The sequence below is a fragment of the Citrobacter sp. Cpo045 genome (assembly GCF_030332875.1).
In the GTDB taxonomy this organism is placed as follows: Bacteria; Pseudomonadota; Gammaproteobacteria; order Enterobacterales; family Enterobacteriaceae; genus Citrobacter; species Citrobacter portucalensis.
On sequence record NZ_JAOWGZ010000096.1, the window covers coordinates 145,410 to 168,142 of the forward strand.

22 protein-coding genes are annotated in these 22,733 nt (G+C 51.9%); 14 read left to right on the forward strand and 8 right to left on the reverse strand.

Features of this window, described 5'->3' with window-relative positions; genetic code table 11:
• The first annotated feature begins 213 nt into the window (after positions 1-213).
• Positions 214-759 carry a 50S ribosomal protein L7/L12-serine acetyltransferase gene (rimL, locus tag OGY13_RS12315; protein WP_153687275.1) on the forward strand — a complete coding sequence of 182 codons (546 nt, stop codon included), beginning with the start codon at positions 214-216 and terminating at the stop codon, positions 757-759.
• Here rimL and ydcK read toward each other — a convergent pair.
• Positions 751-1,731: a YdcK family protein gene (gene ydcK / locus OGY13_RS12320; protein WP_008784855.1), complete on the reverse strand. Its 981-nt coding sequence runs from the start codon at positions 1,729-1,731 to the stop codon at positions 751-753. The genes rimL and ydcK overlap by 9 nt on opposite strands.
• A gap of 113 nt (positions 1,732-1,844) precedes the next feature.
• On the opposite strand from ydcK, the gene tehA reads away from it, so the two are divergent.
• The 3 genes from tehA (at position 1,845) to OGY13_RS12335 (ending at position 4,272) form a co-directional block, all read left to right on the forward strand.
• Positions 1,845-2,846 carry a dicarboxylate transporter/tellurite-resistance protein TehA gene (gene tehA, locus OGY13_RS12325; protein WP_174771534.1) on the forward strand — a complete coding sequence of 334 codons (1,002 nt, stop codon included), beginning with the start codon at positions 1,845-1,847 and terminating at the stop codon, positions 2,844-2,846.
• Positions 2,846-3,442 (forward strand): tellurite resistance methyltransferase TehB, encoded by a 597-nt coding sequence (gene tehB / locus OGY13_RS12330; RefSeq protein WP_048227574.1) that lies wholly within the window; start codon positions 2,846-2,848, stop codon positions 3,440-3,442. The genes tehA and tehB overlap by 1 nt, the downstream gene beginning before the upstream one ends.
• Positions 3,443-3,597: 155 nt before the next feature.
• Positions 3,598-4,272: a DUF3313 domain-containing protein gene (locus OGY13_RS12335; protein ID WP_048227575.1), complete on the forward strand. Its 675-nt coding sequence runs from the start codon at positions 3,598-3,600 to the stop codon at positions 4,270-4,272.
• Positions 4,273-4,309: 37 nt separating this feature from the next.
• Here the strand turns inward: OGY13_RS12335 and OGY13_RS12340 are convergent, their stop codons facing one another.
• The gene (locus OGY13_RS12340; RefSeq protein WP_032943534.1) at positions 4,310-5,218 is read right to left on the reverse strand and encodes a DMT family transporter; all 909 of its coding nucleotides are present in this window, start codon (positions 5,216-5,218) and stop codon (positions 4,310-4,312) included.
• A gap of 184 nt (positions 5,219-5,402) precedes the next feature.
• Between OGY13_RS12340 and OGY13_RS12345 the strand changes: the two genes are divergently transcribed.
• On the forward strand, positions 5,403-6,272 hold the full coding sequence (locus OGY13_RS12345; RefSeq protein ID WP_048214144.1) for an AraC family transcriptional regulator: 870 nt from the start codon (positions 5,403-5,405) through the stop codon (positions 6,270-6,272).
• Here OGY13_RS12345 and OGY13_RS12350 read toward each other — a convergent pair.
• A complete protein-coding gene (locus OGY13_RS12350) occupies positions 6,255-7,421 on the reverse strand; it encodes a benzoate/H(+) symporter BenE family transporter (protein ID WP_126317998.1) in 1,167 nt (388 codons plus the stop codon). The genes OGY13_RS12345 and OGY13_RS12350 overlap by 18 nt on opposite strands.
• A 105-nt stretch (positions 7,422-7,526) precedes the next feature.
• Between OGY13_RS12350 and OGY13_RS12355 the strand changes: the two genes are divergently transcribed.
• Positions 7,527-8,063, forward strand: a complete 537-nt coding sequence (locus tag OGY13_RS12355; RefSeq protein ID WP_213752761.1) for a helix-turn-helix domain-containing protein — start codon at positions 7,527-7,529, stop codon at positions 8,061-8,063.
• Between the two features lie 79 nt (positions 8,064-8,142).
• Entirely contained in the window at positions 8,143-10,104 is a 1,962-nt protein-coding gene (gene rlhA / locus OGY13_RS12360; RefSeq protein ID WP_213752760.1) for a 23S rRNA 5-hydroxycytidine C2501 synthase, read from the forward strand.
• A 3-nt stretch (positions 10,105-10,107) separates the two neighbouring features.
• On the opposite strand, the gene OGY13_RS12365 is transcribed toward rlhA, so the two are convergent.
• The 4 genes from OGY13_RS12365 to OGY13_RS12380 form a co-directional block, all read right to left on the reverse strand.
• A complete protein-coding gene (locus tag OGY13_RS12365; protein WP_003020233.1) occupies positions 10,108-10,338 on the reverse strand; it encodes a DUF2554 family protein in 231 nt (76 codons plus the stop codon).
• Between the two features lie 191 nt (positions 10,339-10,529).
• Positions 10,530-10,655, reverse strand: coding sequence for a DUF2474 domain-containing protein (locus tag OGY13_RS12370; protein ID WP_003020230.1), 126 nt, complete (start codon positions 10,653-10,655; stop codon positions 10,530-10,532).
• The gene (cydB, locus tag OGY13_RS12375; RefSeq protein ID WP_213752759.1) at positions 10,655-11,665 is read right to left on the reverse strand and encodes a cytochrome d ubiquinol oxidase subunit II; all 1,011 of its coding nucleotides are present in this window, start codon (positions 11,663-11,665) and stop codon (positions 10,655-10,657) included. The genes OGY13_RS12370 and cydB overlap by 1 nt, the downstream gene beginning before the upstream one ends.
• The gene (locus tag OGY13_RS12380; RefSeq protein ID WP_060682173.1) at positions 11,665-13,068 is read right to left on the reverse strand and encodes a cytochrome ubiquinol oxidase subunit I; all 1,404 of its coding nucleotides are present in this window, start codon (positions 13,066-13,068) and stop codon (positions 11,665-11,667) included. The genes cydB and OGY13_RS12380 overlap by 1 nt, the downstream gene beginning before the upstream one ends.
• A 310-nt stretch (positions 13,069-13,378) precedes the next feature.
• On the opposite strand from OGY13_RS12380, the gene OGY13_RS12385 reads away from it, so the two are divergent.
• From OGY13_RS12385 to patD, 6 genes are all read left to right on the forward strand, one after another.
• Positions 13,379-14,788, forward strand: coding sequence for an aminotransferase-like domain-containing protein (locus OGY13_RS12385; protein ID WP_008784843.1), 1,410 nt, complete (start codon positions 13,379-13,381; stop codon positions 14,786-14,788).
• Between the two features lie 327 nt (positions 14,789-15,115).
• Positions 15,116-16,261, forward strand: a complete 1,146-nt coding sequence (ydcS, locus tag OGY13_RS12390; protein WP_008784842.1) for a putative ABC transporter substrate-binding protein YdcS — start codon at positions 15,116-15,118, stop codon at positions 16,259-16,261.
• A 16-nt stretch (positions 16,262-16,277) separates the two neighbouring features.
• Positions 16,278-17,294 carry an ABC transporter ATP-binding protein gene (locus tag OGY13_RS12395; RefSeq protein WP_048235324.1) on the forward strand — a complete coding sequence of 339 codons (1,017 nt, stop codon included), beginning with the start codon at positions 16,278-16,280 and terminating at the stop codon, positions 17,292-17,294.
• The gene (locus tag OGY13_RS12400; RefSeq protein ID WP_003833133.1) at positions 17,295-18,239 is read left to right on the forward strand and encodes an ABC transporter permease; all 945 of its coding nucleotides are present in this window, start codon (positions 17,295-17,297) and stop codon (positions 18,237-18,239) included.
• Positions 18,236-19,021 (forward strand): ABC transporter permease, encoded by a 786-nt coding sequence (locus tag OGY13_RS12405; protein ID WP_502873537.1) that lies wholly within the window; start codon positions 18,236-18,238, stop codon positions 19,019-19,021. The genes OGY13_RS12400 and OGY13_RS12405 overlap by 4 nt, the downstream gene beginning before the upstream one ends.
• Before the next feature lie 21 nt (positions 19,022-19,042).
• Positions 19,043-20,470 (forward strand): aminobutyraldehyde dehydrogenase, encoded by a 1,428-nt coding sequence (gene patD, locus OGY13_RS12410; RefSeq protein WP_003833127.1) that lies wholly within the window; start codon positions 19,043-19,045, stop codon positions 20,468-20,470.
• 193 nt (positions 20,471-20,663) lie between these two features.
• Here patD and OGY13_RS12415 read toward each other — a convergent pair whose 3' ends face one another.
• On the reverse strand, positions 20,664-21,791 hold the full coding sequence (locus tag OGY13_RS12415; RefSeq protein ID WP_213752758.1) for a multidrug effflux MFS transporter: 1,128 nt from the start codon (positions 21,789-21,791) through the stop codon (positions 20,664-20,666).
• Positions 21,792-21,892: 101 nt separating this feature from the next.
• Between OGY13_RS12415 and OGY13_RS12420 the strand changes: the two genes are divergently transcribed.
• Complete coding sequence (locus OGY13_RS12420; RefSeq protein WP_008784837.1) at positions 21,893-22,672, forward strand: AraC family transcriptional regulator; 780 nt, start codon at positions 21,893-21,895, stop codon at positions 22,670-22,672.
• Positions 22,673-22,733: the final 61 nt, after the last annotated feature.

The window sequence follows — 22,733 nt, forward strand, 5'->3', positions numbered from 1 at the left end:
CTCCTTAGCAATAGAATGAAAGTGTTATTGTCATCATTACGGTCTATCCATCAGGGGATACCCGGATCACCAGAGTAACGGGTTCCACGCCAGAGATTCTTTCTAAGTGATTGCTGTTACAGCATAAAAATAAGACATCCTCGGTGCTAAACAGAGTAATATCGGCTACTGCCAGTCAGAAATGCCCTGTTTACGATCGCAAAGGAGATAAACATGTCAGAAATAATTATCGTTAGTGACGCGCTGGAACTGCGGGCGGTAGAAGAACACCACGTCACCCCTCTGCATCAGTTGGTGCTTAAAAATCAAACCTGGCTCCAACAGTCACTGAACTGGCCGCAGTTTGTCGAATCTGAGGACGACACGCGTAAGAACGTGCAGGGGAATATGATGTTGCACCAGCGCGGCTACGCCAAAATGTTCCTTATTTTCGAACAAGGGGAGGTGGCTGGCGTTATCTCGTTTAACCAGATAGAGCCGCTGAACAAAGCCGCTTATATTGGTTATTGGCTGGATGAAGAGCACCAGGGCAAAGGCATTCTGTCTCAGGCGCTACAGGCGATGATTCATCATTATGCGCAGCGCCAGGAGATTCGCCGCTTCGTGATTAAATGTCGTGTAGATAACGTCAGAAGCAACCAGGTTGCACTGCGCAATGGTTTCCGACTGGAAGGATGTATGCAACAGGCGGAGTTCCTTAATGGCGATTACCATGACGTGAATCTCTACGCCCGCATCATTGATGGCTCTTCAGAATAAACCGGCGATAGGGGTGCGCGTGATACGTTGTTCGCCGTTGATCACTTTTGGCCCGCGCAGATGGATCGCATCGCCATCAAAGGCTTCAACTTGGGCCTGATCGGTTATCTCAATATGATGCTCGATCAGCACTTCACCCAGAATACAGGCATAGCCTTCAATCAGGATGTGACCGTCAAGCTGGAGCGGTCCGCCACGTAATTGCGCATGCCCCCCAACCAGCACGTGGTGTTTCAGCACGCAGTTACCTTCAACCACCGCGTGTTCCGCCACCTGCGAGCTGTAGCGCAGGGTAGGAATGGCGTCTTCATCCGTTCCGGCGATGACGCGTGCATGCCCATAGACTTTGGCGCAATCGCAGATCCAGACATTATTCTCTTCGTTGCCTTCTATCCGTGCAAAATCAAAAACTTCAGCCCGATGTTCTATAAAGGCATAATTGATCATCGCATCGCCATAGATTTGCGCCTGATGCACTACGCGTGAATTGCTGACTGCCGCCCGCTCGTAAATTTGCAGGAGCTGGTCGCTTTCACGGGTTAACCCTCTGGCTGCAATGATTTCAGAGTCACACACAATGCGTGCATCACCGCAGATGAGGCACTCACCGCGAACAACAGAATCCTGAATAGTGACGTTGTCACGTATTTGCGCGTTATGGCTGATTTCTGCTCGGTCAATCCAGACGGCATCACCAATCTGCGCGCCATCTCTGACCACGCTTGCCTGTGTAATACGGGCGTCTCCGGTTATCGTCGCGCCGGAAAACGCGAGCGCATTCTCATCGTATATCCAGCAATTACCGCTTTGCGACAGAACGCTTTCATCATCAATCCAGCCACCGAGAGTACCGGATCTAACATCATTAAAATCAATGAGTGCGATGATTTGGCGTAGTAATACACTTTTTTTATTGCCATTATCCTGGTAACTAAAGGAGCGAGATTCATCGCTTAGACGGTATTTGGTCATAGCTCATTTCCATGTTGCGCACCTTAGTTAAACGTAGCAAAGTTTTCTGCACTGGCTAAACCGGCAGATATTCCATAAAATGCATTTCAAATATACTTTAAAAAATAAACAAAATGAGTAAGAACAAACAGAGTGAACGGGTCCTCAATCTTCCGGCCGGTTATTTTGGCATGGTACTGGGTACAATTGGGATGGGATTTGCGTGGCGTTACGCCAGCCAGGTGTGGCCGGTGAGCCACTGGATTGGTGATGGCTTAGTCATCCTTGCGATGATCATCTGGGGATTGCTGACGCTGGCATTTGTGAATCGCTTACTGCGTTTTCCGCACAGCGTACTTGCGGAAATTCGTCATCCGGTGATGAGCAGTTTTGTCAGTCTTTTTCCAGCAACAACGATGCTGGTCGCGATTGGTTTTGTACCGTGGTATCGACCGCTGGCGTTAGGATTGTTCAGCATTGGTGTGGTGATACAGCTCTCATACGCCGCCTGGCAAACGGCAGGGCTGTGGCGTGGGGAGCATCCGGAAGAGGCCACCACGCCGGGTCTGTATCTGCCGACCGTTGCCAATAACTTTATCAGCGCAATGGCCTGTGGTGCACTTGGGTTCAACGATGCCGGGTTGGTGTTTTTGGGCGCCGGGGTATTTTCCTGGCTCAGCCTGGAGCCGGTGATTCTGCAGCGTTTACGTAGCTGCGGTGAACTACCGACGGTTTTACGGACTTCACTTGGTATACAGTTGGCACCCGCGCTGGTGGCCTGTAGCGCCTGGCTTAGCGTCAACGGCGGCGAGGGGGATACGTTAGCTAAAATGCTATTTGGTTATGGTCTGCTGCAACTTCTGTTCATGCTACGCCTTATGCCGTGGTATTTGTCTCAGCCATTTAATGCGTCATTCTGGAGCTTCTCGTTTGGCGTGTCTGCGTTGGCGACAACGGGATTGCATCTTGGGCACGGCAGTGAATCAGGATTTTTTCATACGCTGTCTATCCCACTGTTTATTTTTACCAATTTTATCATTGCATTATTACTGATACGTACGTTTGCATTGCTGATGCAGGGGAAACTGCTCATCCGCACGGAGCGTGCTGCATTACTGAAATCTGAGGATAAATAATGACCCTTTGCGACGAAAACTACTTTACTGAAAAATATGATTTAACCCGTACGCATTCCGATGTCGTTGAAGCGGCAAAAGTGGTTGCACCAGGTAAAACGTTAGATCTGGGCTGCGGTAACGGCCGAAACAGCCTGTACCTGGCGGCAAATGGCTATGACGTTACCGCATGGGATAAAAACCCCATGAGCATCGCTAACCTTGAGCGCATCAAAGCGGCTGAGGGGCTGACCAACCTGAACGCGAAGGTCGCTGACCTTAATGCGTTGCGTTTTGAGGGTGAATACGATTTTATTCTTTCTACCGTTGTACTGATGTTTCTTGAAGCCAAAACGATCCCTGGCCTTATTGAGAATATGCAACGTTGTACTAAACCGGGTGGATATAACTTAATCGTCGCAGCGATGGATACTGATGATTTTCCGTGCACCGTTGGTTTTCCGTTTGCGTTTAAAACCGGAGAATTACGCAACTATTACAGTGGGTGGGATCTGCTGAAATATAACGAAGACGTAGGTGAACTTCATCGTACAGATGAAAACGGTAATCGAATTAAACTGCGCTTTGCCACCATGCTGGCACGCAAAACTGCCTGAACCTCGCGTCTGGGTTAACTCTTTCTGCGTTCAGCATTTTTTGTGCTGAGCGCAGAGATAAAATTGTGCGGTGCTTACCATTTTTAGTACATCCAAAATGAAACTGTTTTGCTATCCTTTTTAGGCATCATTGCGAAAACTAAAGGGATCGTTTCATGCGTACTCAAACTTTATTTAAAGTTGCAGCGCTTACTGGCTTGTTGGCATTATCCGGCTGTGCGTCAAAAGTGACCGAGCCGGATAAATATTCTGGGTTTTTAAAAAATTACTCTGATCTGAAGGAAACAAAATCAGCCTCGGGACAAACGGTACTCCGTTGGGTTGACCCGAGCTACAACGAATCCAAATATGACAACATCGTGTATAACCCGGTAACGTATTATCCGGTTCCGAAACCTACTACGCAGGTAGGGCAGCAGGTTCTTGATCAATTACTGACCTATACCAATACACAGTTGAAATCCGCCATCAGCAAGCGTAAGCCTCTGGTTACGACCCCTGGACCGCGTAGCCTGATTTTCCGCGGGGCGATTACCGGTGTAGCGACCAGCAAAGAAGGACTGCAGTTCTATGAAGTGGTCCCGGTTGCACTGCTCGTTGCGGGAACGCAAATGGCGACGGGTCACCGTACCATGGATACCAACCTCTATTTCGAGGGTGAGTTGATTGATGCAGCGACCAATAAACCGGTGATTAAAGTTGTACGTAAGGGTGAAGGTAAAGACCTGAACAACGAAAGCACGCCGATGGCGTTCGAAACGTTGAAGAAAGTTGTTGATGACATGGCGACCGATGCCTCCATGTTTGATGTGAACCAAAAACCACAATAAAAATGATGAACGCACCATCTCAGGATGGTGCGTTTTTTTATGCCACACGACGACGATAGAGTAGTTTACCCATCAGCGCTTCCGGTCGGGCAAACATCACCAGATTTCCCAGTAAGATCAACACCAATCCGGCAATTGCATTAACTTGCCAGATGTATCCTTCATACAATGTTGACAGCGTCAGCGCCACCAGCGGGAACAGCAGCGTGCTGTATGCCGCCTTACTGGGACCAATGCGACCTACCAGCGTGAAATAAGCGCCAAAGGCAATCACTGAGCCGAAAATAGCAAGATATAACAGCGCGCTAAGATAGCTGAATGTCCACTGTGGCGTGAAGTTGTCGCCGCGCACCAGAGCAATGGCCGCGATCAGCAATGTGCCGTACAGCATGGCCCAGCTGTTGGTCGTTAACACTTCTAACCCTTTTTTCTGGTGACGCAGACTGATCATATTGCCCAGTGAGAAGCCGAAGGTCCCGAGGGCGCTTAAGCCGATGCCCAGCAGCAGTGAATGATTAAACCCGCTGTTGAGCAAATCCTGCCAGAACAGAGTCACGATGCCCGTCAGTCCCAAACCCGCTGCAATATAGAAGCGCAGCGGTGGTTTTTGCCCAAAAAAGATGAAGCTATTGACTGCATTGAACAGGACGGCCATCGAGAAAATCACCGACTCCAGGCCGGTATTAATCCACGCCGCAGCCGTATAAAAACACCAGAAGTTAAAGCAAAAAACGCATCCGCCCTGTAACAGACAAAACAGATGATCGCGGCCAGACAGTTTGCGTAATTTACCGCTTAGCAACAGGATCACTATCATCACTGAGCTGGCAACGGCGAAGCGCCAAAAGATAGAAACCGGCGCAGAAACCGGACCTTGCTGCAAATAAATCGCAATCCATGTCGTTCCCCAAATAACCACTACCAGGCAGTACAACAGTGCGTTCATACGACTCTCTCTTTATTCATTCAGACTTACACTGTGTCACGACGGAATGCAGGAGGCTTTCATCGGCTTGCGGTGGACTTGCAAAATCTTGCGCTTTTTTTAGCGTAATAGTGAAAAGGCAGCTGTTAACGATATGTAGCTGATATAGACTGAAAGCCTGCTAACTTATTTTGAATGTGATGGTATGTCTCAGCCCTACGGTGCCTTTGAAAACTTGCGCAAACATAATGCCGTGCTGCATGAATCGGTTGCGTTACATTCAGGGATCCAACTGGCGGCCTGGTCGAACAAACGCGATACCATCACCCAATATTGCGATCACCATACGCTCAGTTTATACATCGCAGATGGTTACGAGAGTTACCACAAGACGGCGGGAGGCTGGAAGAATGGCGGGGGACCAGACCGTTTTTGCCTGATGCCGAAAGAGAGTGAGTCCAGTTGGGATATTCGTGACGATCTTTCCTTTGTTCATCTCTATTGTACGGACGCGCATTTGCGCGAAGTGGGTGAAAAAGTCTGGGACAAAAGCCCCTATAGCTTCACGCTGGACGAGCATACGTTTGGCAGTGACCCGGGGATCACGGCGGTTTACCGTCAGTTTTTGCTTGGTAATGACTGGCAGCAACCGGCCAATCACCTCACGCTTAGCGCGGCATCTTCACTACTGTTAACGCATCTGATCCAGCATTACAGCAATGTGCAATGGCGACTTCCCGTCGTCACCGGAGGGCTTGCGCCTGCCACATTGCGCAACGTGCTGGCCTATATTGAAGCACATCTGGCGTATCCCATAACGTTGAGCGATCTGGCAGGTGAAGCAGCGCTAAGTGAATTCCATTTTGCCAGAATGTTTCGCCAGTCGATGAATATGGCGCCTCATCAGTACGTCATGCAACGCCGTATGGCGCTGGCGCAGCAACTGGTCTGTTGTTCATCACGCAGCCTGTCGGATATTGCAATGGCCTGTGGGTTCAGTTCGGCGAGCCATTTCAGTAACCGGTTTAAACAAGTGACGGGTAAAACGCCAACGCAGCTACGCGCGGCGAAATAATGTCAACACTGAGTAGCAAATACCGCCGACGACCAGCCCCCAGAATGCAGACCCAACGCCAAATACCGTCAGACCACTGGCCGTAACCAGAAAAGTCACGATGGCCGCATCGCGTTCTGCTTCATTATGTAAGGCTTGAAATAAACTACCGCTAATCGTGCCGAGTAATGCCAGACCAGCAAGCATCTGGATCCAGCTTACGGGCAGGGCTGCCATCAGTCCTGTGACCGAACCGCCAAACACCCCAGCCAGAATGTAAAAGACACCCGCTGCGGCTGCGGCGAGCCAGCGTCGATTTGCATCTGGATGGGCTTCGGGGCTTTGGCAAATTGCTGCGGTTATGGCGGCGATGCAGATGGAATAGACGCCAAACGGCGAAAATAGCAGTGCCAACAGACCCGTAAAAACAATCAGGGGTGAAACGGGTAACGAATATCCAGATGCTTTCATGGTCGCAATACCGGGGGCATTTTGCGAAGCCATAGTGACCAGAAACAGCGGTAGCGCAATACTGATACTGTGGGCTAATGAAAAGTGTGGTGCAATAAACGCTGGCAACACCGGTGACAGATTAACACCATCGGTGACAATGTCACCTTTAACCAGGGCGATGGCTATACCTACCAACATTGCGGCGATAACGGCATACCGTGGGGCAATTACTTTTAGTACCAACCACGCCAGCAGCATGCTGCCGCACAAGATAAGCTCACTGTTCAGGCTATTGAACGCCTGCAAACCAAAACGCAGCAAGATCCCGGCCAGCATGGCCGATGCCAGCGAGTGGGGAATAATTTTCATCAGGCGGGCAAACAGCCCGGTTATACCACACAGCACAATCAATGCATTAGCTACGATAAAAACACCGATAGCATCCTGAATCGATACCCCTTGCAGGCCCGTCACCAGCAGCGCGGCACCGGGCGTTGACCATGCGGTGAGTACAGGGGCGCGATACCACAATGTCAGCGCCAGCGTACTGACCCCCATTGCTAACCCCAGTGCGGTCATCCAGCCTGCGATTTGTCCGGTCGTCGCACCTGCGGCGAGCGCCGCTTGCCAGATAATGGCCGCTGAACTGGCGTAGCCGACCAGGACCGCCACAAAACCCGACAAAACTGTAGGCAAGGGGATGGAAAATGTGCGCATAGCAACTCCGCGTGCGTTATAACGGTCAGTCACTGTAACACTGTGCGTTATAGCGTACAAGTGCTAAGCTGTAGCCCTGAGAAAGGAGAGCGACGAAGGAGAAAAATGGACAACTTAACCCACTATTTGGCCACAACGCTCAAGACGCTACGTCACCAGAGGGAATGGAGCCTTTCGCGTCTGGCGGAGGAAACTGGCGTGTCAAAAGCGATGCTGGGGCAGATTGAGCGCAACGAATCCAGTCCAACGGTGGCGACATTGTGGAAAATTGCCACCGGACTGAACGTCCCATTTTCAACGTTTATTTCACCACCAGAGTCAGACGGCACGCTAACATTCGATCCCCAGCAGCAGGCGATGGTCGTCACACCGTTGTTCCCGTGGGATCCGCAACTGTGCTTCGATTATTTTTCGATACTGCTGGCACCCGGCGCGCTCAGTGAATCTACTCCGCATGAAACCGGCGTAATTGAGCACGTGGTGGTGATTAGTGGTCTGCTGGATATGTGTATTGAGGGGCAGTGGCGCACCTTTAAATCCGGTGAGGGTGTCCGTTTCGCTGGAGATACGGCACATAGTTACCGTAACAGTAGCGAGCAAACGGTTCATTTTCATTCGCTGATCCATTACCCACGCGGTTAATCGGGAAAACTATTCCGAAACGCCGCGCTTGTGACTACAATAACCGCCATTTTTACCGCTTGTGGATGGTAACAACTGTATGCGCCAGCAGCCTCATCACCTTGAATTGTTAAGCCCGGCTCGGGATACCGCCATTGCGCGCGAAGCCATTTTGCACGGCGCAGACGCCGTTTACATTGGTGGACCAGGTTTTGGCGCGCGTCATAACGCCAGTAATAGCCTGAAAGATATTGCCGAATTAGTGCCTTTTGCCCATCGTTACGGGGCAAAAATCTTTGTGACGCTAAACACGATCTTGCATGATGATGAGCTGGAGCCCGCACAACGGTTAATTACCGATCTGTATCAGACCGGCGTTGATGCCCTGATCGTGCAGGATATGGGGATTCTGGAACTGGATATTCCCCCGATTGAACTGCACGCCAGCACCCAGTGCGATATTCGCAGCGTTGAGAAGGCGAAATTTCTATCCGATGTGGGATTCACCCAGATTGTGCTGGCGCGCGAACTGAGCCTTGAGCAGATTAACGCTATCCATCAGGCTACCGATGCGACCATTGAGTTTTTCATTCACGGTGCGCTGTGCGTTGCCTATTCAGGGCAGTGTTATATTTCACATGCACAAACCGGACGCAGCGCTAACCGCGGCGACTGTTCCCAGGCTTGCCGTCTGCCGTATACCCTGAAAGACGATCAGGGGCGCGTGGTATCCTATGAAAAACATCTGCTGTCGATGAAAGATAACGATCAGACCGCCAACCTGGGCGCGTTGATTGACGCAGGTGTGCGTTCCTTCAAAATTGAAGGGCGCTATAAGGACATGAGTTATGTGAAGAATATTACCGCGCATTATCGCCAGATGCTCGACGCCATCATTGAAGAACGCGGCGATCTGGCCCGTTCATCAGTGGGACGTACCGAACATTTCTTTACCCCATCCACAGAGAAAACCTTCCATCGCGGCAGCACCGATTATTTTGTGAATGCCCGTAAAGGGGATATCGGCGCATTCGACTCACCAAAGTTTATCGGTTTGCCGGTCGGCGAAGTCCTGAAGGTGGCAAAAGATCATCTCGATGTTGAGGTGACCGAACCGCTGGCAAACGGGGATGGCCTGAACGTGTTAATCAAACGTGAGGTGGTTGGATTCCGCGCCAACACCGTGGAAAAAACGGGGAACAATCGTTATCGGGTATGGCCGAATGAAATGCCCGCCGACCTGTACAAAGTGCGTCCGCATCATCCGCTGAATCGCAACCTCGATCATAACTGGCAGCAAGCGTTAACAAAAACTTCCAGCGAACGCCGTGTTGCGATCGATATTGAGCTCGGCGGCTGGCAGGAGCAGTTGATTCTGACGCTCACCAGTGAAGAGGGCGTGAGTATCACCCATACGTTGGACGGCCAGTTTGAGGAAGCGAACAATGCGGAAAAAGCGTTGAGTAACCTACAGGACGGACTGGCAAAACTTGGTCAGACGATGTACTACGCCCGCAATATTCAGGTGAATCTGCCGGGCGCACTGTTTGTGCCAAACGGTCAACTAAATCAGTTCCGGCGTGAAGCCGTTGATATGCTGGATGCAGCGCGCCTGCAAAGCTATCAGCGCGGTAGCCGCAAACCGGTATCTCAGCCAGCGCCGGTTTACCCACAAACGCACTTGAGTTTTCTGGCTAACGTCTACAATCAAAAAGCGCGTGAGTTTTATCACCGCTATGGCGTTCAGTTGATTGATGCAGCCTATGAAGCACATGAAGAAAAGGGCGAAGTGCCGGTGATGATCACCAAACATTGCCTGCGTTTCGCCTTTAACCTGTGTCCGAAACAGGCGAAAGGTAACATCAAAAGCTGGAAAGCAACACCGATGCAACTGGTTAACGGCGATGAAGTCCTGACGCTGAAATTTGATTGCCGACCGTGCGAAATGCACGTAATCGGCAAGATGAAGCATCACATTCTGAAGATGCCGTTGCCGGGCAGCGTCGTGGCTTCGGTCAGTCCAGAAGAACTGATGAAGACACTGCCGAAGCGCAAAGGTTAATCGTTAGCTCAGATGTGTATCGGGTTTGCGTGATTTTTGCCAGTGATGGTGCTCACGAAGATCGGCGGCGGATTCTTCCGCCGTCACTCGAAGTTCATCGCTGTCGGCCGTGTGTCGTAGTAAATGATCGGCATCCTGCACCTGAAGATATTCATGTCCCTGATTAGTAGCGAAAAGTTGACCGGAAAAAAGCGCGCTGGCCAGCAATAACACCGTTAACCCTTTCTTAAACATCATGCACCCTCTGGTACGTTAGCTGCGGAATTGGCGATAATTTCGCCCGGTGACTATTCAATATTTTAATCGGGTTAATGACAATCTCTGTTTTGCCATTTCGATGTTTTTTACATTTTTGTTTAGTCGATGTTGGGATTTGTAACACCCGGGCAGTGCAGCGCGCTGACCGGGTGTTATCAGGGCGAGATTCAGGACTTAAATCCGGCGGCCGTCATCAGGAGACGAAAGAACATACCAACGGCGGCCAGGGCCAGCACGCTGCCGCCCCAGAGGATCACCAGCCACATCAGGCGTTTCCAGATTGTTTGTTGCATCAATGATACCCCTCACCATGTTGAACTTTGCCGCGGAAAACGTAGTAGCTCCAGAAGGTGTACACCAGGATTATCGGGATAATCAGCAGTGCGCCAACCAACATAAAGCCCTGACTTTGTGCCGGAGCCGCCGCCTGCCAGAGCGTAATAGACGGTGGAATGATATGTGGCCAGATACTGATCCCCAGCCCGCTAAACCCGAGAAAAATCAGCCCCAGCGTTAATACAAAAGGCAGCGTATGGCAGTTATGTTGCCCCAGCGAACGCCACAGCCAGAGACTGATAAGCGCAACCAGCAGCGGAACCGGCATCAGGAACCAAAGGTTGGGCAGGCTAAACCAACGCTCGGCAATCGCGCTATGTGCCAGTGGTGTCCACAGGCTGATAATGGCAATCACAACCAACATTGCCAGCAGCAGTTTTTTGGCCACACTGCGCATTTTATCCTGCAACGGATTTTCGCTTTTCATCACCAGCCATGTCGCCCCTAGCAGGGCGTAAGCCACGACCAGACCAACGCCGCAGAACAACGTGAACGGGGTCAACCAGTCGAAAGGACCGCCGCTGTAGCTGCGTCCGGTAACGGAAAATCCGTTGAGTACGGCACCCACCACGACACCTTGCGTGAATGTCGCGAGGATTGAACCGCCGAGAAAGGCTTTATCCCAGAATGGTCGGTGAGTCGGTGTGGCTTTGAAGCGAAACTCGAACGCGACGCCGCGAAAAATCAGACCGATTAGCATCAGGGTCAACGGAATCGTCAGCGCATCGACAATCACCGCATAGGCCAGGGGGAAAGCGCCGAATAATCCGGCTCCGCCCAACACCAGCCAGGTTTCATTGCCGTCCCATACCGGGGCGACGCTGTTGACCATAACATCGCGGTCGTCAGCGTCCTGAATCGCTGGGAATAAAATGCCAATCCCGAGATCAAAACCGTCCATCACGATATACATCAGCGTGGCGAAGACGATAATCACAAACCAGATAACTGATAAATCGATACCCATTAGCGATGTGCCTCCGGTTGAGAATCGAGGACGGCGGCTGAAAGCGGCCGGGCAGGCGTGCCTGTTGGCGGAATGGTCGGGTCATCTTCCTGTGGCCCTTTACGGATCAGGCGGATCATGTAGCTGTAACCCACGCCAAACACTGAGCTGTACACCACAAAGAAGGACAGCAGGCTGATGCTCATATGTAAATCGCCATGTGCAGAAACCGCATCCGCCGTACGTTGCAGACCGTAAACCACCCACGGCTGACGGCCAACTTCAGTGGTCACCCAACCGGCAAGGATGGCAATCAGACCGGAAGGACCCATCCATAAGGCAAAGCGCAGAAAAGGGCGCGAGGTGTATAAACGCTGCTTATAGCGCAGCCACAGGGCAAACGCGCCCAACAGGATCATCAGCATGCCTAGCCCGGCCATTATGCGAAACGACCAGAACACCATAGTGGAGTTGGGCCTGTCTTCTTTAGGAAACTCTTTTAGGGCCGGGACCTGTTTGTCCAGACTATGGGTCAGGATCAGACTGCCCAGCGCCGGGATTTCCAGCCCATAGCGGGTGCGTTCCTGCTCCATATCCGGCCAGCCGAACAGCAGCAGCGGAGTCGGTTCACCGGGGCGATTTTCCCAGTGTCCTTCAATCGCAGCAATTTTTGCCGGCTGATGCTTCAGCGTATTCAAACCGTGCATATCGCCAATCAAGGCCTGCAGTGGAGCGACGATTAATGTCATCCACAGCGCCATCGAAAACATCGCTCGAATTGCTGGTGTGTTATTCCCGCGCAGCAAATGCCATGCCCCCGAGGCAGCAACAAACAACGCGCTGCTCAGGAAGGCGGCAACCGACATATGCAGCAGACGATAGGGGAATGAAGGATTGAAAATAACGGCGAACCAGTCGACGGGAACGACCTGGCCGTTAACTATTTCATAGCCTTGCGGTGTCTGCATCCAGCTGTTGGAGGCGAGGATCCAGAAGGTTGAAATAATGGTACCCAGTGCGACCATGCAGGTGGCAAAGAAGTGAAGTCCTGGACCAACCCGATTCCAGCCAAACAACATCACCCCAAGGAAACCAGCTTCGAGGAAGAAGGCGGTTAATACTTCATAGGTCAGTAACGGCCCAGTGATACTCCCGGCGAACTCGGAAAAACCACTCCAGTTGGTGCCGAACTGATAAGCCATCACCAGCCCGGAAACTACACCCATACCAAAATTTACGGCGAATATTTTCGACCAGAAATGGTAAAGCGATCGCCAGGTGGGATTTTTCGTTTTTAGCCATAGCCCTTCCAGCACAGCCAGATAACTGGCGAGCCCGATAGTAATAGCCGGAAAGATGATGTGAAAGGATACCGTAAACGCGAACTGGATCCTTGCCAGGTGAAACGCGTCAAGACCGAACATGCTTAACTCCGCAGGCAAAATTGATTTAGCGCAATTCTAAGTCTGAGGAGCAATGGAAGGCAGAAACAGAACAGTTCTTTTTAACCATAACAGTTGCAGCGCTGTTATAAGTTGCACTCGCTGATATGAAATCTGGAAGCTTGATTCCTGTTATTGAATAGCGTTCTCTTCTTGAAATACGCGCCGTAGGCAAAGAACTGTCATTACCGATGTTGTAAAACTGTTAACTATAACAGTTAAATAAAATACCCTGATTATGTAAACTGATATACACAGTGGTTGTCACCGGCACCGGTAATCAGGACGAAAAATGAAAAAGTACCAGCGACTGGCAGAGCAAATTCGCGATCAAATTGCGTCTGGCGTATGGCAGCCAGGCGATCGCTTGCCATCCTTGCGTGAGCAGGTGGTCAGCAGCGGAATGAGTTTTATGACCGTCGGACACGCATACCAGTTGCTGGAAAGCCAGGGGCGGATTATTGCCCGACCGCAGTCTGGCTATTATGTCGCCGCGCGCCCCGAACGTGAATTTGCTGCGCCGCAGGTGCAGGTCATGCGCGATGAAGCGGTGGATATCAATACCTACATTTTTGATATGTTGCAGGCCAGCCGGGATGCGTCAGTGATGCCCTTTGCCTCCGCATTCCCCGACCCGCGGCTGTTTCCACTTCAGCAGTTGAATCGCTCGTTGGCGCAGGTGAGTAAAACTGCCACCGCCATGAGCGTGATTGAAAACCTGCCGCCGGGGAATGCTGAGCTGCGTCATGCCATTGCCCGTCGCTATGCTCAACAGGGGATGACCATTTCACCGGACGAAATCGTCATCACCACCGGCGCGATGGAAGCACTCAACCTGAGCCTGCAAGCAGTCACCGAACCGGGTGATTGGGTAATTGTCGAAAACCCCTGTTTTTACGGGGCGTTGCAGGCCCTGGAGCGATTACGTCTGAAGGCGCTTTCGATTGCCACCGACGTAAAAGAGGGGATCGATCTCACCGCGCTGGAGCAGGCGTTGCAGGAGTACCCGGTAAAAGCTTGCTGGCTAATGACAAACAGCCAAAATCCACTGGGTTTTACGCTCAGCGCAGAGAAAAAGGCGCGTCTGGTTGCCTTGCTGGAAAAATACCACGTAATACTGATTGAAGATGATGTTTACAGCGAGCTGTACTTTGGCCGCGAAAAACCGTTGCCTGCCAAAGCCTGGGATCGCGCCGACAGCGTTCTGCATTGTTCGTCCTTCTCGAAGTGTCTGGTACCAGGATTTCGTATTGGCTGGGTAGCAGCAGGGAAACATGCCCGGCGTATTCAGCGACTCCAGCTAATGAGCACCTTATCTACCAGTTCGCCTATGCAGCTTGCCCTTGTTGATTATCTTTCAACCCGGCGCTATGACGCGCATCTGCGGCGCTTGCGTCGGCAACTGGCGGAACGTAAACAACAGGCCTGGCAAACGCTGCTGCGTCATCTTCCGGCGGAAGTCAAAATTCACCACAACGACAGCGGTTATTTTCTGTGGCTGGAGCTGCCGGAACCGCTTGATGCCGGTGTGCTCAGTACCCATGCGCTGGCACACCACATCAGTATTGCGCCGGGGAAAATGTTCTCGACCTCGGGAAGCTGGACACGTTTTTTTCGTTTTAATACGGCATGGCACTGGGGAGATCGCGAAGAGCAGGCCGTAAAACAGCTTGGTAAATTAATTCGTGAAATGATGAAATAAACCATAACGCGCTATTCAATATAAATGAATAGCGTGTTCTTATTTTCGAAATAGTGAATGCTGAACCACGGTATTATTTATATCGGGTGCGTCCATACAAAATATCAATAGTTATTACTATTGCCACCTCTGCGTCTAACTCCTTGTCTATACTCCAGAAGATTACCCCCAGGTCAGAGTCTGTAGCGTAATGAGCGTTAGCTCACAACCTGATTAAATTTCCTTGCGCCAGCAGGAACGCTTACAACACCCCGACTATTTTTAGAAAAGGACATATATTTACGGCAAGGCTGCCGCTCAATATTTTTTAGACAGGAGTAAGACGTTATGAGCAAGCAGTTTGCCCTCAGTAGCCTGTGCGCACTCAGTATGACGCTGATGACTGCGCAGGCAGCCGAACCCCCCACATCATTAGATAAACCGGAAGGCCGCCTGGATATTATTGCCTGGCCGGGTTATATCGAACGTGGGCAAACCGATAAGCAATATGACTGGGTCTCACAGTTTGAGAAAGATACCGGCTGCGCGGTTAATGTAAAAACGGCAGCCACATCTGATGAAATGGTCAGCCTGATGGCAAAAGGCGGCTACGACCTGGTTACCGCTTCTGGTGATGCCTCACTGCGCCTGATTATGGGAAAACGCGTTCAGCCAATTAATACCGCGCTGATCCCTAACTGGAAAACCATCGATCCACGCGTGGTAAAAGGCGAATGGTTTAACGTTGGCGGAAAAGTTTACGGCACACCGTACCAGTGGGGACCAAACCTGCTGATGTATAACACCAAAATTTTCCCAACGCCGCCGGATAGCTGGAGCGTGGTGTTTGTTGAGCAAAAACTTGAGGATGGGAAAAGCAATAAAGGGCGCGTTCAGGCCTACGATGGCCCGATCTATATTGCCGATGCCGCGTTATTCGTTAAAGCCACTCAGCCGCAGTTGGGTATTACCGATCCCTATCAGCTCACTGAAAAACAGTATCAGGCGGTGATCAAAGTCTTGAGCGATCAGCACGCGCTGATCCATCGCTATTGGCACGATACCACCGTGCAAATGAGCGATTTCAAAAACGAAGGCGTGGTGGCGTCAAGCGCCTGGCCTTATCAGGCTAACGCCTTGAAAGGCGAAGGTCAGCCAATTGCCACGGTTTTCCCAAAAGAAGGGGTTACCGGATGGGCTGATACCACCATGCTGCACAGTGAAGCGAAACACCCGGTTTGTGCTTACAAATGGATGAACTGGTCATTAACCCCGAAAGTACAGGGCGACGTAGCGGCCTGGTTTGGTTCTCTGCCAGTGGTGCCTGAAGGTTGTAAAGCCAGCCCGTTACTGGGTGAAAAGGGTTGTGAAACCAACGGCTATAGCTACTTTGACAAAATTGCCTTCTGGAAAACGCCGATTGCCGAAGGTGGAAAATTCGTTCCTTACAGTCGCTGGACGCAGGATTACATCGCCATCATGGGCGGTCGTTAATTCCGCTGGGGGTTTTATGACGTACGCAGTGGAGTTTCATAACGTCTCGCGTTTGTATGGGGATGTTCGTGCAGTTGATGGGGTAAGTATTGCGATTAACGACGGTGAGTTTTTCTCTATGCTGGGGCCATCCGGCTCCGGCAAGACCACTTGTCTGCGCCTGATTGCCGGGTTTGAGCAGCTGTCAGGCGGCGCAATTACCATTTTTGGTAAGCAGGCCAGCGAATTGCCGCCCTGGGAACGGGACGTCAATACGGTATTTCAGGATTACGCGTTGTTCCCGCACATGTCGATTCTCGACAACGTCGCCTACGGGCTGATGGTCAAAGGCATCGATAAAAAACAGCGCCACGCGAAAGCACGTGAAGCGCTGGATAAGGTCGCACTCGGTTTTGTGCATGAGCGTAAACCGTCGCAGCTTTCCGGTGGGCAACGTCAGCGCGTGGCGATTGCCCGGGCGCTGGTCAATGAGCCGCGTGTCCTGCTGTTGGATGAGCCGCTCGGGGCATTGGATCTTAAATTGCGTGAACAGATGCAGCTGGAACTGAAAAAATTACAGCAATCTCTTGGCATCACGTTCATTTTTGTTACTCACGATCAGGGTGAAGCCCTGTCGATGTCCGATCGTGTGGCGGTGTTTAATAACGGTCGCATTGAACAGGTAGATTCTCCGCGTGAACTGTATATGCGTCCACGTACGCCGTTTGTGGCAAGTTTCGTCGGGACGTCCAATGTCTTCGATGCGACGATGTCGGCGAACGTTTGTGGGCTACAGGGGATGTTCTCCCTGCGTCCGGAACACATTCGCTTGAATGATACCGGAGGAGAAGTTCAGGCCCGGGGGGTTATTCAGGCGGTGCAGTATCAGGGGGCGGCGACGCGGTTTGAGCTAAAACTCGCCGGAGGGGAAAAATTGCTGGTTAGCCAGGCGAACCTGACGGGAGAAATGCTACCGTCAACGTTGTCGCCAGGTCAGCAGGTGATGGCATCCTGGTCACGCGACGTGATGGTACCGCTGGTTGAGGAGAGGTGAATGGCTATGAACGTCTTACATTCGCCTCCACAGTCGACCAACCTGAACCGGATCTCAGGTTACTTCTGGCGTAATCCGGGGCTGGGGTTATTTTTGCTGCTCCTCGGACCGCTGATGTGGTTTGGCATCGTCTACTTTGGCTCATTACTGACGCTGTTGTGGCAAGGTTTTTATACCTTCGACGATTTCACCATGTCGGTCACACCAGACCTGACGCTGGCGAATTTGCAGGCGCTGTTTAATCCCGCTAACTACGACATCATTTTGCGCACTCTGACGATGGCGGTAGCAGTCACCATCGCCAGCGCGATTCTGGCGTTTCCGATGGCGTGGTATATGGCTCGCTATACCAGCGGCAAAATGAAGGCTTTTTTTTACATTGCCGTAATGTTGCCAATGTGGGCCAGCTACATCGTTAAAGCCTATGCGTGGACGCTGCTGTTGGCTAAAGACGGCGTGGCGCAGTGGTTTTTAACCCACCTTGGGCTGGAGCCGTTGCTGCTTTCGTTCCTGACATTGCCTGCGGTAGGCGGCAATACGCTGTCAACTTCAGGGTTAGGGCGTTTCCTGGTGTTCGTCTATATCTGGCTGCCGTTTATGATCCTGCCGGTACAGGCCGCGCTGGAGAGACTTCCGCCGTCGCTGTTACAGGCTTCTGCTGATTTGGGCGCGCGTCCGCGTCAAACCTTCCGCTATGTGGTGCTTCCATTGGCGATACCGGGCATTGCAGCGGGTTCAATCTTTACCTTCTCTCTGACGTTGGGTGACTTTATTGTGCCGCAACTGGTGGGACCGCCGGGCTATTTCATCGGCAACATGGTGTATTCGCAACAAGGGGCGATCGGCAATATGCCGATGGCGGCGGCATTTACTCTGGTGCCGATTGTGTTAATCGCACTGTATCTGGCGTTTGTGAAGCGTCTGGGAGCTTTCGATGCACTCTGAACGCGCACCTGGCGGCATGGGGCGGGGTTATTTTCCTGCACTTTCCCATCCTCATCATCGCCACCTATGCTTTTAATACTGAGGAGGCTGCTTTTAGTTTTCCACCCCAGGGATTAACGCTGAAGTGGTTTAGCGTTGCTGCGCAGCGTAGCGATATCCTGGAGTCTGTGACGTTGTCACTTAAGATCGCTGCGTTGTCGACAGCTATTGCCCTTGTTCTGGGGACGCTGGCCGCGGCCGCGCTGTGGCGTAGGGACTTTTTTGGCAAAAGTGCAATATCGCTGTTGCTACTGTTGCCGATCGCGCTGCCGGGCATTATTACCGGCCTTGCGCTGTTGACGGCGTTTAAAACCATCAACCTGGAACCGGGTTTTCTCACGATCGTAGTGGGCCATGCGACGTTTTGCGTGGTGGTGGTGTTTAACAACGTTGTGGCGCGTTTTCGCCGTACCTCATGGAGTCTGGTCGAAGCGTCTATGGATCTTGGCGCCAATGGCTGGCAAACCTTTCGTTATGTCGTGCTGCCAAATCTGGCATCGGCACTTCTGGCGGGGGGGATGCTGGCGTTTGCCTTGTCGTTTGATGAAATCATCGTGACAACGTTCACCGCCGGACATGAAAGAACACTTCCTCTGTGGCTGCTCAATCAATTGGGCCGTCCACGGGATGTGCCTGTCACCAACGTTGTGGCATTGCTGGTAATGCTGGTGACAACACTGCCAATTTTAGGGGCCTGGTGGCTAACGCGTGAAGGCGACACTCTCGCCGGAAACGGTAAATAAACGACGATATGGGAAATTGCTATGCAACATCAATTACTGATTAATGGCGAGCTGGTCAACGGTGAAGGTGAAAAGCAGCCAGTCTATAACCCTGCCACTGGTGAACTCATTCTGGAGATTGCTGAGGCGTCAGCCATGCAGGTTGATGCCGCTGTACGTGCGGCAGACGCCGCGTTTGCCACCTGGGGGCAAACCACGCCGAAAGTCCGCTCTGAACTGCTGCTGAAACTGGCGGATGCTATTGCTGATAACGCGCAAACCTTCGCTGAGCTGGAATCACTTAACTGTGGTAAACCGCTGCACTGTGTTCTCAACGATGAAATTCCCGCTATTGTCGATGTTTTCCGCTTCTTTGCCGGTGCGGCGCGTACCCTGCAAGGACAGGCGGCCGGTGAATATCTGGAAGGGCATACCTCGATGATTCGCCGTGATCCGCTGGGTGTGGTGGCTTCTATTGCGCCGTGGAACTATCCGCTGATGATGGCGGCGTGGAAGCTGGCTCCAGCGTTGGCGGCGGGGAACTGCGTGGTGATTAAACCGTCAGAAATTACTCCGCTGACGGCGCTTAAATTAGCCGAATTCGCCAAAGACATTTATCCGGCTGGCGTGATTAACGTGCTGTTTGGTCGCGGTAAAACGGTGGGCGATCCGCTGACCGGTCATGAAAAAGTGCGTATGGTTTCGCTGACCGGCTCCATTGCAACCGGCGAACACATTATTCAGCACACCGCGCCGTCAATTAAGCGTACGCATATGGAACTGGGCGGAAAAGCTCCGGTGATCATTTTTGATGATGCCGATCTGGATGCAGTGGTGAGCGGCGTGCGGACCTTTGGTTATTACAACGCCGGGCAAGACTGTACCGCCGCTTGCCGAATTTATGCCCAGAAAGGTATTTATGATGCACTGGTCGAAAAACTTGGCGCCGCCGTTGCCAGCCTGAAAATCGGTCCGCCGAATGATGAATCGACCGAGCTGGGACCAGTGAGCTCGCAGGCACATCTCGATCGCGTGACTAAAGCGGTCGATGAGGCTAAAGCGTTGGGCCATATTAAGGTCATCACCGGCGGTAAAAAAGTGGATGGTTCAGGCTACTATTTTGCCCCGACGCTGCTTGCTGGGGCGAAGCAGGACGATGCCATCGTACAGCGGGAAGTTTTCGGTCCGGTGGTCAGCGTGACCGTATTTGATGATGAAGATCAGGTGCTGGCATGGGCCAACGATTCGAAATACGGCCTGGCATCCTCCGTCTGGACCCGGGATGTTGGGCGAGCGCATCGCTTTAGCGCTCGCCTGCAATATGGTTGTACCTGGGTCAATACCCATTTCACGCTGGTTAGCGAGATGCCGCACGGTGGGCAAAAACAGTCTGGCTATGGAAAGGATATGTCGGTTTATGGGCTGGAGGATTACACGGTTATTCGCCATGTTATGATCAAGCATGAGTAATATCTTAAGCGCGATCGGCGAATGGGGCACGGATAGCTAAATATTGGCATACGTGTGTCTATACTATTCGCGCCACTGGCCTCGTCGCCATCGGACGGCGGTAAGTTGGAAATATCCGCGAGGTCAGGCTAATTGATACAACAAAGCCCCAGCATATAGCCGGGGCTTTGTGCTTTCAGGATCGCCATCGGGTTTATCTGCGGCCCTGGCTGCAAAGCCAGGCGAGTAGGGCACAGACGCTCAGAACCAGCCCCAGTTGCTGCACCATGCCTGCTAAACCCAGCATCATCCCAAGTAACAGGTAATAGCTTAATCCGAACAAAGCACCTGCGGCACCGGCCTGTTCACGGTAGTGACGCAGCGCCTGACTCAGCACATTGGGAATGGCGATACCATAGGCAATCACCACGCCGAACACCGGAATCAGGATCCACGCGGAGTGCTGTAAACACCACGCGACGAGACCTGACAACGCTGCCAGCACACAGGCATAACGTACAAGTCGCTCCGGCGTCAGACCTGTCGTTAACAGTCCTCGGTTCAGCAGGCTACCTGACAGAGAAGCAAACGCAAGTAGCAACCCCGTCCAGCCAAAGGCTCTGGAGCTCCATCCTAATTGCCCAAAAAGAAACGGTGCCAGGCTGTAATAGCTAAACAGCATGGTGTTCAGTAGGGCAACCAGCAAGGCGTTTTTCCGCAACTCACTGTCCCGCATCATGCGGGAAAACAGCGCGGCAAGCTTCGGGCTGAGCGTATGTTCGGGCCGGGTTTCTGGCAGCATGGTCGCTGTCAGTATTAGCAGTAGCAACGCCAACAGCACTAGGGCAACAAAGACACCGGTATGACCATACAGACTCACTAACCAACCTCCGCTTAGCAGGCCAAAAACTGGACTCAATGCCAGCGCGGCCCCCATCACGGAAAAGACGCGGGATAGCGCAGTTGATTCATAACTGTCCCTTAGCATGGTCTGTACCACGACCGACCCCGCAGCCGCACCGACGGCGGAGATCATCCGCGCCAGCAGCAAAACGCTGAAGTCGGTGGCAACAACGGCCAATGCGCAACCTGTTCCATAGCATATTAGCCCTGCCAGCATCGCCCAACGTCGTCCGATGCAGTCACTTAGCCAACCCCACATCGCTACGCCGACGGCAAAGGCAACAAAATAAACGGAGAGTGTTTGAGCCGCGCGCTCACTGCTTACGTGAAAAGAGGTAGCGATACCCGGCAATGCCGGGCTGTAAATGGTTTCCACCAATTGTGGAAACATAATCAGTAGCGTAAGAAGCCACAGCGGTGGGCGACGAAGTGTGTTCATAGCAATATCCAAAGAGACAGAAAACAGGCGGGTATTATTGCTGAAAGGAATATGTCGCATTACCATTATCAGGACTTCAAATATCAAATATCAGACAGATAATGAAAATTGCCCCTGATGATGCTTTTGATGCGGATAGTTTTGATAAACCGGTAATCGGTATTGCTGCCGATATGGGCGTACATGATTCCGGGCGGCATAGTCATCTTCGTCATCAGCTACTTTTTTCGGCAGCGGGAAGTATTACGATTGAACTGGAGCAGGCCCTGTGTCTGCTACCGCCACGCCGTGCGGTTTGGATCCCGGCAGGCACGGTACATCGCGCCATAATGCGTGGTGTGATGGCTTATCGCTCTTTGTACTTTTCAACCACATTGCCGTTATCTGAGTTACCGCTGCAGATAGTCGAAGTTAATCCGCTGTTTTTTGAAGTGATAGAACGTATGGCCTTCTGGCCATGGGAAATGCCTGCCGCACAGCAGTCCAGCCTCATTACCGTTTTTTGTGAGGAAATGCGTGCCGCCCGCACTGAAAACTGGACATTGCAGTATCCCTCAGATCCGCGGCTTAACGTGTGGCTCAAGGGATTACGCATGGGGGAATTGCCACCACGACTGAATCAATTGTCCCGACAGGTTGGGGCATGCGAGAGGACGATCAGCCGAATATTTATCAGGGATACCGGGATGAATTATCAGGACTGGCGGCAGCAATTTAGGCTGTTAAAAGCCATGGAGATGTTGGCTGACGGAGGCCATATCAGCCAGGTCGCGCAATATCTGGAGTTTGTCAGCGACAGTGCTTTTATTGCGTTCTTCCATCAACATACCGGCACAACACCTGGCCGATATTCGGGCAATATAATGCCGCAGAAGGATTAGGGGTATTACATATTAAGGATAATTTACCCAGTAATAGCAGAGTGGGAAGATCGTTTACTGA

Excerpts from the sequence above, each read along its gene's own strand:
- OGY13_RS12370 (WP_003020230.1), bottom strand. The coding sequence starts at position 10,655 with ATGCAACAAACAATCTGGAAACGCCTGATGTGGCTGGTGATCCTCTGG.
- patD (WP_003833127.1), top strand. The coding sequence starts at position 19,043 with ATGCAACATCAATTACTGATTAATGGCGAGCTGGTCAACGGTGAAGGT.
- ydcK (WP_008784855.1), bottom strand. The coding sequence starts at position 1,731 with ATGACCAAATACCGTCTAAGCGATGAATCTCGCTCCTTTAGTTACCAG.
- tehB (WP_048227574.1), top strand. The coding sequence starts at position 2,846 with ATGACCCTTTGCGACGAAAACTACTTTACTGAAAAATATGATTTAACC.
- OGY13_RS12420 (WP_008784837.1), top strand. The coding sequence starts at position 21,893 with ATGAAAATTGCCCCTGATGATGCTTTTGATGCGGATAGTTTTGATAAA.
- OGY13_RS12365 (WP_003020233.1), bottom strand. The coding sequence starts at position 10,338 with ATGTTTAAGAAAGGGTTAACGGTGTTATTGCTGGCCAGCGCGCTTTTT.
- cydB (WP_213752759.1), bottom strand. The coding sequence starts at position 11,665 with ATGGGTATCGATTTATCAGTTATCTGGTTTGTGATTATCGTCTTCGCC.
- OGY13_RS12340 (WP_032943534.1), bottom strand. The coding sequence starts at position 5,218 with ATGAACGCACTGTTGTACTGCCTGGTAGTGGTTATTTGGGGAACGACA.
- OGY13_RS12395 (WP_048235324.1), top strand. The coding sequence starts at position 16,278 with ATGACGTACGCAGTGGAGTTTCATAACGTCTCGCGTTTGTATGGGGAT.
- OGY13_RS12385 (WP_008784843.1), top strand. The coding sequence starts at position 13,379 with ATGAAAAAGTACCAGCGACTGGCAGAGCAAATTCGCGATCAAATTGCG.
- ydcS (WP_008784842.1), top strand. The coding sequence starts at position 15,116 with ATGAGCAAGCAGTTTGCCCTCAGTAGCCTGTGCGCACTCAGTATGACG.
- OGY13_RS12400 (WP_003833133.1), top strand. The coding sequence starts at position 17,295 with ATGGCTATGAACGTCTTACATTCGCCTCCACAGTCGACCAACCTGAAC.
- OGY13_RS12415 (WP_213752758.1), bottom strand. The coding sequence starts at position 21,791 with ATGAACACACTTCGTCGCCCACCGCTGTGGCTTCTTACGCTACTGATT.
- OGY13_RS12355 (WP_213752761.1), top strand. The coding sequence starts at position 7,527 with ATGGACAACTTAACCCACTATTTGGCCACAACGCTCAAGACGCTACGT.
- OGY13_RS12380 (WP_060682173.1), bottom strand. The coding sequence starts at position 13,068 with ATGTTCGGTCTTGACGCGTTTCACCTGGCAAGGATCCAGTTCGCGTTT.
- OGY13_RS12345 (WP_048214144.1), top strand. The coding sequence starts at position 5,403 with ATGTCTCAGCCCTACGGTGCCTTTGAAAACTTGCGCAAACATAATGCC.
- OGY13_RS12335 (WP_048227575.1), top strand. The coding sequence starts at position 3,598 with ATGCGTACTCAAACTTTATTTAAAGTTGCAGCGCTTACTGGCTTGTTG.
- OGY13_RS12350 (WP_126317998.1), bottom strand. The coding sequence starts at position 7,421 with ATGCGCACATTTTCCATCCCCTTGCCTACAGTTTTGTCGGGTTTTGTG.
- tehA (WP_174771534.1), top strand. The coding sequence starts at position 1,845 with ATGAGTAAGAACAAACAGAGTGAACGGGTCCTCAATCTTCCGGCCGGT.
- rimL (WP_153687275.1), top strand. The coding sequence starts at position 214 with ATGTCAGAAATAATTATCGTTAGTGACGCGCTGGAACTGCGGGCGGTA.
- rlhA (WP_213752760.1), top strand. The coding sequence starts at position 8,143 with ATGCGCCAGCAGCCTCATCACCTTGAATTGTTAAGCCCGGCTCGGGAT.